Raw genomic sequence first — 10,170 nt, 5'->3', positions numbered from 1 at the left:
ACGTCGACGCCCGCCCCGGCCGGGCCGACCGGCCCGCCCGGCCGGGGCGGGCGCCCGGCGATAAGATGCCAGTTATGGGAGAGCGCACCGGCGCGCCCGTCGCGCCGCCACTGGTTCTCATCACCGACCACGACTCGCAGCTGATCGAGCCGAGCCGGGCGTACCACGTCGGCCGTGACCCGACCAGCGAGATCGTCCTCGACGATCCCCGGGTCTCGTGGCACCACGCCGTCCTGCGGACGGCCGCCGACCACTGGCTGCTGGAGGACGTCGGCAGCACCAACGGCACCTTCTCCGAAGGGCACCGGATCCAGAAGGAGGACGTCCGCCCGGGCAGCCTCATCCGCTTCGGCAACTCGGCCAACGGCCCCAGTGCCAGCTTCACCCTCCTGCCCGAGCCCACCCTGGCCGACCGGCCGTCCCTGGTGGCGCCGCAGAGCTCCGGGATCTTCCGGCAGCCGACCGCGGTCCTGCCGCTGGCCACCGCCACCGTGCGGATCGGCCGCGCGGACGACAACGACCTGGTCCTCGACGACCTGGTGGTCTCGCGCCACCACGCCGAGCTGCGGACCCTGCCGGACGGCGGCCACGAGATCGTCGACCTGGGCAGCCACAACGGCACCTACGTCAACGGCGCTCCCGTCGACCGGGCCGCCGTCGGCCCGACCGACATCGTCGGCATCGGGCACGCGGCGCTCTGCCTGGTCGGCGGACAGCTCGTCGAGTACGTCGACACCGGCGAGATCTCGCTCAACGTCCACCGCCTGTTCGTCCGGGTCGGCAAGGACCGCCGCGTCCTGCTGGACGACGTCAGCTTCCCGCTCGCCGAGCGGACCCTGCTCGCGGTGGCCGGCCCCAGCGGCGCCGGGAAGTCCACCCTGCTCAACGCCCTCACCGGCCTGCGGCCCGCGGACGAGGGCACCGTCCTGTACGACGGCCGCGACCTCTACCGCGACTACGCCGAACTGCGCCAGCGCATCGGGCTGGTGCCGCAGGACGACATCCTGCACACCCAGCTGACCGTCCGCCGCGCCCTCACCTACGCCGCCGAACTGCGGTTCCCCGGGGACACCTCCGCCTCCGAGCGGGCCGCCCGGGTCACCGAGGTGATCCACGAGCTCGGCCTCGACAAGCGGGCCGACCTGGTGATCTCCAGCCTCTCCGGCGGCCAGCGCAAGCGGGTGAGCGTGGCCCTCGAACTCCTCACCAAGCCGTCCCTGCTCTTCCTCGACGAGCCGACGTCCGGCCTCGACCCGGGCATGGAGCGCTCCGTGATGCAGATGCTGCGGGGCCTGGCCGACGACGGCCGCACCGTGGTCGTCGTCACGCACAGCGTGCTCAGCCTGGACGTCTGCGACCGGCTGCTGGTGCTCGCCCCCGGAGGCCGTACCGCCTTCTACGGACCGCCCGACGAGGCGCTGGCGTTCTTCGGGTTCGACGAGTGGCCGCAGGCCTTCGAGGCCTTCGAGAACGAGGACCACGCGGCCTGGCAGCGCCGCTACCGCGAGTCCCCCCTGCACGAGCGGTACGCGGCCGCCGCCCTGGAGCCCCCGCGGCCCCGGCAGGACCAGCCCGCCGAGGCCTACGTCAAGCCGGCCAAACCGCAGAGCTGGGGATCCCAGCTCGGCACCCTGATCCGCCGGTACTCGGCGGTCCTCGCGGCCGACAAGCTGTTCCTGACCGTCATGATCGCCCTGCCGTTCATCGTCGGCGCCATGTGCCGGGCGATGGCCGGCACCCGGCTCACCCCCGAGAACGCCCTGAACTGCCTGCTCACCCTCTGCATCGGCGGCCTGCTCACCGGATCGGCCAACGCGGTCCGCGAGATCGTCAAGGAACGCGCCATCTACCAGCGAGAACGGGTCGTCGGTCTGTCCAGATCGGCGTACCTGTGCTCCAAGGTGGTGGTCCTCGGCGTCATCACGGTGGTCCAGGCGGCGGTGCTCACCACGGTCGGCCTGCTCGGGGTGGACCTCACCGTGGCGGTCGACAACGGGGTGATCATGCACCCGCTGGCCGAGCTGACCATCGCGGTCGCCCTCCTCTCCTTCAGCGCGATGATGGTCGGCCTGCTGGTCTCGGCCCTCGTCTCCAAGGAGGAGGCGACCATGCCGATGCTGGTCCTCCTCTCGGTGGTCCAGATCGTCTTCAGCGGCGCCATGCTCAAGCTGCACGGCGTGCCCGGGCTGGAGCAGTTCGCCTGGCTGGTGCCGTCCCGCTGGGGCCTGGGCGCCATGGCCGGGACGATCGACCTGCACGCCATCCTGCCGAACTCGATCACCGCCGATCCGTTCTTCCGCCACGACCGCACGCTCTGGCTGCGGGGCATGGCCATCCTCGTGGGCATCTCGGCGGCCCTCGGCTTCGTGATCCTCCGTCTGCTGCGCCGCCACGAGCCCGCGATCATGCGGAAGTGACGGGGAACCATGGTCGCGTTGGTGTTCCGCCCGACCCACGTGGCGCCGCAGGACGGCCTCCCCACGTGGACGGTGCCCGACCTGTCCGAGCCCTCGGCCAGGCTGGACCCGCTGCTGCCCGTCCAGCTCATCGGCCGCCAGGGCGACTGGGGTCACGTCATGTGCGCCAACGGCTGGTCGGCCTGGGTGGACGGCCGGCTGCTCGTCGCGCTCCCCGAGGAGCCCCGGGCACCCACCCAGCCGCTCAGCCGCACCGCCGACCCCCGGCCGGCCCTCGCCGAGGTCGAGCGGGCGCTCGGCCGCTACCGGACGCTGCTGGAGGACCTGGTCGCGGGCGGCACCGACCTGGAGAGCTTCCAGGAGCGCACCCGGGGCCTGCGGATCGGCCTGGCCGTCGACGGCGAATCGCTGTGGGTGTACGACCCGGTGCACGACCGGTGGTGCTACTGCGACGGGCTCCAGCTCCAGACGTACGCCGCCACGGCGCGGCCGACCGCCTCCCGGTCCGGGCCCGGGACGGACGGCCGGCCGCACACGCCGAACCGAGCGGTCCCGCATTCGAACGAGCCCACCCAGGCCGGTGAGCCGTGATGCGCCCGGACCCCTCGGCCAACCCGACCGGCCCGCCCGACGCCGGCCCGCCCCGGGCCGCGGGACCGCCCGGCGCGCCGGAGCCGCCGCCTCCCACGCAGATCGTCACCCCCTCCGGAGCGCCGGAGCCGCCGCCCCCCACCCAGGTCGTCCCGGCGCCGGAGCCGTCCGCGGCGACCCCGCCGACCGTCACGCCCCCGACGGCCACCTCGGATCCGCCCGCCACCTCGGATCCGCCCGCCGCCTCGGATCCGGCGCCCCCCACCACTCCGGCCACCGAACCGCAGCCCGCCTCCGGGCTGCCGTCCGGCATGGTGGGCCGCCGCATCGCCGGCTACCGCCTCGAGGCCGAGATCGGCCGGGGCGGCATGGCCGTGGTCTACCGGGCGAAGGACCTGCGGCTCGGCCGCACGGTCGCGGTCAAGCTGCTGGCACCCGAGCTGGCCCGCAACGAGGTGTTCCGCCAGCGGTTCGTCCACGAGTCCGAGGCCGCCGCGGCCATCGACCACCCGCACATCATCCCGGTCTTCGAGGCCGGCGAGAGCGAGGGCATCCTCTTCATCGCCATGCGCTACGTGGACGGCCACGACCTGCGGGCCCTGATCCGCCGGGAGGGCCCGCTCAGCGCGGACCGGACCGCCCGCCTCGCCGTGCAGGTCGCCTCCGCACTGGACGCCGCCCACCTCCACGGGCTGGTCCACCGGGACGTCAAACCGGGCAACATCCTGGTCGCCGAGGGCACCGACAGCGAGCACCCGGAGCACCTCTACCTGACCGACTTCGGCCTCACCAAGAAGTCGTTGTCGCTCAGCGGCCTCACCACCGTCGGCCAGATCGTCGGCACCCTCGACTACGCGGCCCCCGAGCAGATCTCCGGCCGCCCGGTGGACGGCCGGTGCGACGTCTACAGCCTCGGCTGCGTGGTCTTCGAGATGATGGCGGGGGCTCCGCCGTTCCAGCGCGAGAGCGACCTCGCGCTGATCTGGGCCCGCGTCAACGAGCCCCCGCCCACGCTGCGCACCCACCGGCCCGATCTTCCCGCCGCGGTCGACGAGGTGGTGACCCGGGCCCTCGCCACGGTCCCCGAGCACCGGTACGACAGCTGCCTCCAGTTCGTCAACGACCTGCGCGCCGTCCTGGCCTCCGGGCGTACGGCGGCCGAGCCGTGGCAGTCGTCCGGCCCGGCGACCGCGGTGGTGCCGCGCACGGCCTCCGAGGACCGGGCGGGCGGCGTGCCCGCGCCTCCGGACTGGGCGGTCCCGGTGGTCGACCCGATCGCCCTGCGCCACGGCAGCCTGCCCGCCTGGTGAGACCCGGGCCCGCCCGGCCGCCGGGGACGCCCGCGGCCCGCTCAGCCGTCCCCCGGCCCTCCCGTGCCCCCGCCCGCCGCAGGTGCCTCGGGTGCCTCGGCCGGGACCTCGCCGCGACGCCCGGTCCGGGCCGCGACGACGGCGCCGAGCACCCCGGCCACCGCGCCCCAGCCCGCCGCCAGCGGCACCGCCACCCAGAGCTCGGGCTGGAGCGACAGCGAGCCGTTGACCAGCCCGGTCGCCGTACCGCCTCCCGGCAGCAGGCCCAGCAGGTCGCCGAGTCCGTCCTCGTCCGTACCGACGCCCAGCACCGACAGGCCGTAGTCCGCCGAGACCCGCGACCAGACACCCACCAGCAGCACGGTGACCGCCGCGGCCACCCCCAGCCGCAGGGCGTGCTGCCACAGCGGCACCCCCGACGACGAGCGGCGGGCCGCCAGGAACCCCGCCGCCGCCATCAGCACCGCCGCGACCGGCAGCAGCCACCACGCCCGGACGTCGTGCTCGGCCAGGGTGCCCAGGCTGACCGTGACGTCCTCGCCGTCCGGCGTGCGCAGCACCTCGGCCAGGGCCGGCGGCATCGGCAGGCCGATCGCGCCGTTGAGGTGGCCGTGCCATTCGGCACCGAGACCCAGCCCGAAGCCGAGCCAGGCCAGGTTGGGCAGGGCCAGCAGCACCACGGCCATGGTCTCGCGGACGTTGCCCCGCACCCCGGCCGTCACCAGGGCGGCGACCACCGCGAGCGCCACGTACGCCAGCAGCACCGCCAGCATCGCGAACGCCGCCGGCCGGACGACCTGTTGGTACGGCAGCAGCCGGGGCGGCAGCGGCGCCCGCCGGGAGACGGCGAAGGCCATGGCGAGGACGACCAGCAGCCAGAACAGGCCGAGGCCGACGGTGGTCGCCGCGTCGGCGTGGAAGCCGACCTCGGGGGTCAGCCCGAACACGGCGCCGGGAATGTCGAGCAGGTCGGTGCCCAGCTCCACCACGAAGGTGTGCCGGGCACCCGCGGTGACCAGGGCCAGCACCACGAGCCAGAGCACCGCGATCCGCAGGACCCGGCCGAGCAGCTCCGCGCCGTCGGCCACCGCCCGGAACCGCAGCTGCCGCAGGAACAGCTCGACCGTCACCAGGGCGCCGACCAGGCCGACCGACAGCGGCATCACGGTGATCCCGGCGTCCACCTGGGCCAGGAAACCCGCCCCGCCGTCCAGTTCGACGGAACCGCCGACCGCCAGCGCCAGGGTGGCCGCGAGCACGGACGGGAACGCGCCGTCCGGCAGCCGGTCGGCGTGGGCCAGCCAGAGGCCGAGCGCGGCCACCGCGGCCATCGCCGCCCACGCCGCGGCGACCACCGTCAGCGCGTCCAGCCAGCCGCGCAGCATCCCGGGCGGGCCCGGGGTGCCGGGGGCGGACCGGCCGGGGTGTCCCGGCGTGGGCACTCCGCCGCCCCGACCCGCGTCGTGTGGCCGCTCATGGCGCATACCGGCTCCTGATTCCGCTCGGCCCCCTCGCGTCCCAGCCTCACCCACGGCGGGCCGACGCGCGGTCCGCGGGAGGCCCGCGCGCCCCGACGGAGGGCCATTCGGGCGCACCCTTTCGCTCCTGCGGGCCCGCGCCGCCGTCCCCGGGACGCGATCGGCCGCCCGGGCGGCCGACGGCACCGGGCGGCCCACCGGTCCCGGCCTGCTGTTGCGGCCCCCGGCCCCCGGGGGCGGAAATGGATCTGCCCGACGCATCCGGTGCCGGTCGCGCCCGCCGACCGCCCGCTGCCGACATCCGCTTGCCGACCGGCCGCTTGCCGACCGTCCGTGGAACGGAGACCCGATGAGTTCCCAACCGCCGTCCGGGCCGCCGTCCGGGCCGCCGTTCGGCCCGCCCTCAGGGCCGCTGTCCGGCCCGCCGTCGGGCCCCCGATCCGGCCCGCCGCCGACCGGTGGCCCTCCGCCGCCGGGCGGGCCCGGCGGACGGACGCCCTGGTGGCGTTCCCCCCGCTGGATCGCCACGGTCGGCGCGGTCGCCGCGCTGGCGGCCGTGGCCACGGTGCTGATCGTCAACAGCGGCCACGACGACGACGCGGTCCCCGCCGCCAACGAGATCGCCCTGCAGAGCTCCCAGGACGCGGGGCCCGACCCGTTCACCCCGTCGGTGGAGACGGTGGCGGTGGCATCCGCCCAGCCGGCCCAGCCGACCGCCACCGGCGGCGCCCAGACGGGCAATCCCCAGCCGAACACCCCCAGGACGACGGTCGCCCCCACGACCACGGCCATCCGCACCGTCCAGGGGACCTCCGCCGGGCTCTACGCGGGCGCCGAGCAGAAGCCGAGCTGTGACGTCGAACGGCTGGTCGGCATGACCTCCACCGGCGAGAAGGGCAAGGCCTGGGCCTCGGCGCAGGGCATCGAGCAGGGCGCCGTCCCCGGCTACCTGCGGTCGCTCACCTCGGCCAACCTCCGGGTCGACACCAGGGTCACCAACCACGGGTACAAGAACGGCGCGCTGACCAGCTACCAGGCCGCCCTGGAGGCCGGCACCGCCGTCCTGGTCGACGCCCAGGGGGTGCCGCGGGTCCGCTGCGGGTGCGGCAATCCGCTCCAGCCGCCCAAGCTGGTGGCCGACGCCAAGTACACCGGCAAGGCCTGGACGTCGTTCCAGCCCACCGCCCTGGTCATCGTGACGCCCGCACCGGAACCGGCGAAGGCGCTGGTGCTGGTGAACGTCGAGACCGGCGGCTACTTCGCCCGCGTCACGGCGACCGTCGAGGTGGCCGACAAGACCGTCCCGGCGCCGAAGGAGGGGCTCGCCCCCGGCATCCCCCCGGCGGCACCGATGGCGTTCATCGGGCCCTCGGCCTCCGCGTCCGGCACCACGTCCGGCTCCGGCTCCACGTCCGCCACCGGTACCACCACGGGCTCCGGCTCCCCGTCGGGATCGACCTCCGGCGCGACCTCGACCGGCCCGTCGTCCGGCAGCGCCTCCGCCTCGACGTCGTCCGCCAAACCGTCGTCGCCCGGGTCCTCGGGGCCGACCACGCCTACCGGCAGCGCGTCCACGACGACGGCCAAACCCGGCACGCCCACGACCACGGGCCCGACCACCACGACCGCGACGACGTCGGCGACGACGTCCGCGACCACGACCACGTCCGCCGCCACGAGCACGACCGCGACCACGACCACGACCACGACATCGACGACGGCCCGCTCGGCCGCCCCGACGTGCGCGACCGAGGCCACCCTGCCACCCTGCCCGACCGCCTCGGACGGCTCGGCCTGACCCGGCGCCGTCCGCCGCCCCCGTCCGTCCGCCGCCACCCGGTCGCGGACGGCGGGGCGACGGACGTCACGCCGGCTTGACGGCGGTGTGGACGAACCAGGAGACGTACTCCCTGACATGGTACATCTCCACCACGGACCGCAGGTTCAACCAGCGGTCCGCCTGTCCGACGGCCTTCAGCGCGGTGTACGGAACGCGGAAGTACGCGTGGAGCGCGTGGGCGGTCGGCAGGTAGTTCGCGGTCGCGTCGAGCTCCTCCTCGACCTGGAAGCCCGCCGACTTCAGCAGCTGCCCCAGGTTCCCCGTGTGGTACTGCTTGGCGCCCGGGAACGACATGTCGTCGAGGAAGCGCTCGATCACGGCCCGCCCCTGGGGCGTCATGGTCTCCGGCGGACTGCCCACCGGCCCGAGCAGCACCAGCCGGCCGCCCGGACGGAGCACCCGGTGGAACTCGGCCAGCGCCCGCGCGGGATCGTACGAGTGGACCAGCGTCTCCATGGAGTACGCCCCGTCGAAGGACCCGTCGGGGAAGTCCAGGTCGTGGTAGTCCCCCCAGGAGAACCGCGTCCGCTCCTCCAGCGCCGCCCTGGCGCTGAGTCGGCGGGCCTGGCGCAGGTGGAAGTCGAGGACGTCCACCCCGGTCACCACGAGGCCGAAGCGCGCGGCCATCGCCCGCGCCACCACCCCGGAACCGCAGCCCGCGTCGAGGACCGACGACCCGACCGGCAGCGCCAGCTTGCGCCCCAGGACGTCCTGGAGCTGGCGCTGCGCCCGCCAGCACCGCCACCTGGACTGGCCGGGTTCCGTCCAGCCCCAGTGCCTGGCCCTGCGGCACACCAGCGAGTAGAAGAGCCGGCTGCCCGGGCGGCCGTACACCCGCCGGAGTCCGGTGAGATCGAGTTCCCCGCCGTTCATGCGCGTCCGTCCCGTCGTCGACTGCCTCGGATCCTCGATCAAGCTACCCGCGCCACTCCGGGCGTCCGGGCGGCGCGCGCAGCGGTGCGTCCGGTCGGGTGGCATGCGGAGATTAATCGGTTAAGCAGAATCGTTGACGGGGGTCTGACGGCATGCCAGCATCGACACGCAGGGCTTCGCCCCGGACGATCGGCCGGGGCGCGCCGCAGCAAGCCGCCCCCTCCCCGCTCCCCACCCCACCCCCGTGGGGGGCGCGGCACGCCGGGCGTGCGACCGATGCGGCCCCTCCCCCTCCCCCGTCACGCTCCCCTCCGTCGGCGCGCGCCCCTCCACGCGGCGTCCTGCCACGACGTGACGACGGGTCCGGACGGGCCGTCCCCCACTTCCCCGTTCAAGGAGAGTCATGCGAGACCCGCTGAACAAGCGTGTGCTCAGAGCCGCAGGAACTGTGCTCACCGTGGTCCTCGGTCTGCTGGTGTCCGTCTTCGGCCCGGCCACCGCCCCGGCCGCGGCCGCCACCGCCGGCATCCACGTCAGCAACGGGCGTGTGTACGAGGCCGACGGCAAGGAGTTCGTGATGCGCGGGGTCAACCACGCGCACGCCTGGTACCCGGACCGGACCCCGACGGCGCTGGCGGACATCGCCGCCAAGGGTGCCAACACCGTCCGCGTCGTCCTCGCCAGCGGCGACCGGTGGACCCGTACCGGTACCGACCAGGTCTCCGCCATCATCGGCCAGTGCAAGGCCAGCAAGCTCATCTGCGTGCTGGAGGTGCACGACACCACCGGCTACGGCGAGGACGGCGCCGCGACCACCCTCGACCGGGCCGCGCAGTACTGGATCAGCGTCAGGAGCGCGCTGGAGGGCCAGGAGAAGTACGTCGTCGTCAACATCGGCAACGAGCCCTTCGGCAACACCGGTTACACCGGCTGGACCGCCGCCACCCAGGGCGCCATCGGCAAGCTCCGCGCCGCCGGCATCCACCACGCCCTGATGGTGGACGCCCCCAACTGGGGCCAGGACTGGTCCAACACCATGCGCGACAACGCCGCCTCGGTCTTCGCCTCCGATCCCGACCGCAACACGATCTTCTCGATCCACATGTACGGGGTCTACGACACCGCCGCCGAGGTGAGCGGCTACCTGAACCACTTCGTCAACAACCACCTGCCCATCGTGGTCGGGGAGTTCGGCGCCCAGCACAGCGACGGCAACCCGGACGAGGACGCGATCATGTCCAACGCGCAGTCCCTGCGGGTGGGCTACCTCGGCTGGTCGTGGAGCGGCAACGGGGGCGGCGTCGAGTACCTCGACATGGTCAACGGCTTCGACCGGAACTCCCTGACCGCCTGGGGCAACCGTTTCCTCCACGGCGCCAACGGCATCTCCACCACCTCGAAGACCGCCGGTGTCTACGGTGGCGGCGACGACGACGGCACCGCGCCCAACGGCTACCCGTACTGCGCGAACGGGAGCGCCACCGACCCCGACGGCGACGGCTGGGGCTGGGAGAACAGCCGCTCCTGCGTCGTCCGCGGCAGCGCCGCCGACACCGGCTCCACCGGCGGCACCGCGCCCAACGGCTACCCGTACTGCGCGAACGGGAGCGCCACCGACCCCGACGGCGACGGCTGGGGCTGGGAGAACAGCCGCTCCTGCG

Annotated in this window: 7 protein-coding genes; 5 read left to right on the top strand and 2 right to left on the bottom strand. The window is 74.4% G+C overall.

Going from position 1 to position 10,170, the window contains the following annotated elements; all coding sequences use genetic code 11:
* The first annotated feature begins 74 nt into the window (after window positions 1–74).
* The 3 genes from ACWEQL_RS09380 (at window position 75) to ACWEQL_RS09370 (ending at window position 4,318) form a co-directional block, all read left to right on the top strand.
* Window positions 75–2,417: an FHA domain-containing protein gene (locus tag ACWEQL_RS09380; RefSeq protein WP_452149595.1), complete on the top strand. Its 2,343-nt coding sequence runs from the start codon at window positions 75–77 to the stop codon at window positions 2,415–2,417.
* A 21-nt stretch (window positions 2,418–2,438) separates the two neighbouring features.
* Window positions 2,439–3,008, top strand: a complete 570-nt coding sequence (locus ACWEQL_RS09375; RefSeq protein ID WP_452149594.1) for a hypothetical protein — start codon at window positions 2,439–2,441, stop codon at window positions 3,006–3,008.
* Window positions 3,009–3,319: 311 nt separating this feature from the next.
* Entirely contained in the window at window positions 3,320–4,318 is a 999-nt protein-coding gene (locus ACWEQL_RS09370) for a serine/threonine-protein kinase (protein WP_452149627.1), read from the top strand.
* Window positions 4,319–4,359: 41 nt separating this feature from the next.
* On the opposite strand, the gene ACWEQL_RS09365 is transcribed toward ACWEQL_RS09370, so the two are convergent.
* A complete protein-coding gene (locus tag ACWEQL_RS09365) occupies window positions 4,360–5,760 on the bottom strand; it encodes a streptophobe family protein (protein WP_452149593.1) in 1,401 nt (466 codons plus the stop codon).
* Window positions 5,761–6,145: 385 nt separating this feature from the next.
* On the opposite strand from ACWEQL_RS09365, the gene ACWEQL_RS09360 reads away from it, so the two are divergent.
* Entirely contained in the window at window positions 6,146–7,594 is a 1,449-nt protein-coding gene (locus ACWEQL_RS09360) for a DUF6777 domain-containing protein (RefSeq protein ID WP_452149592.1), read from the top strand.
* A 66-nt stretch (window positions 7,595–7,660) separates the two neighbouring features.
* Here the strand turns inward: ACWEQL_RS09360 and ACWEQL_RS09355 are convergent, their stop codons facing one another.
* Window positions 7,661–8,509, bottom strand: coding sequence for a class I SAM-dependent methyltransferase (locus ACWEQL_RS09355; RefSeq protein WP_452149591.1), 849 nt, complete (start codon window positions 8,507–8,509; stop codon window positions 7,661–7,663).
* Between the two features lie 403 nt (window positions 8,510–8,912).
* On the opposite strand from ACWEQL_RS09355, the gene ACWEQL_RS09350 reads away from it, so the two are divergent.
* On the top strand, window positions 8,913–10,170 hold a 1,258-nt coding region (locus ACWEQL_RS09350), incomplete at its 3' end, for a cellulase family glycosylhydrolase (protein WP_452149590.1).

This window comes from Kitasatospora sp. NPDC004240 (assembly GCF_053603215.1).
Note: the sequence above shows the minus strand (reverse complement) of the source record. Positions and strands in the feature narration are given on the sequence as shown.

Coding starts and splice junctions, on each gene's coding strand:
- ACWEQL_RS09355 (WP_452149591.1), bottom strand. CDS start 8,509: ATGAACGGCGGGGAACTCGATCTCACCGGACTCCGGCGGGTGTACGGC.
- ACWEQL_RS09370 (WP_452149627.1), top strand. CDS start 3,320: ATGGTGGGCCGCCGCATCGCCGGCTACCGCCTCGAGGCCGAGATCGGC.
- ACWEQL_RS09360 (WP_452149592.1), top strand. CDS start 6,146: ATGAGTTCCCAACCGCCGTCCGGGCCGCCGTCCGGGCCGCCGTTCGGC.
- ACWEQL_RS09380 (WP_452149595.1), top strand. CDS start 75: ATGGGAGAGCGCACCGGCGCGCCCGTCGCGCCGCCACTGGTTCTCATC.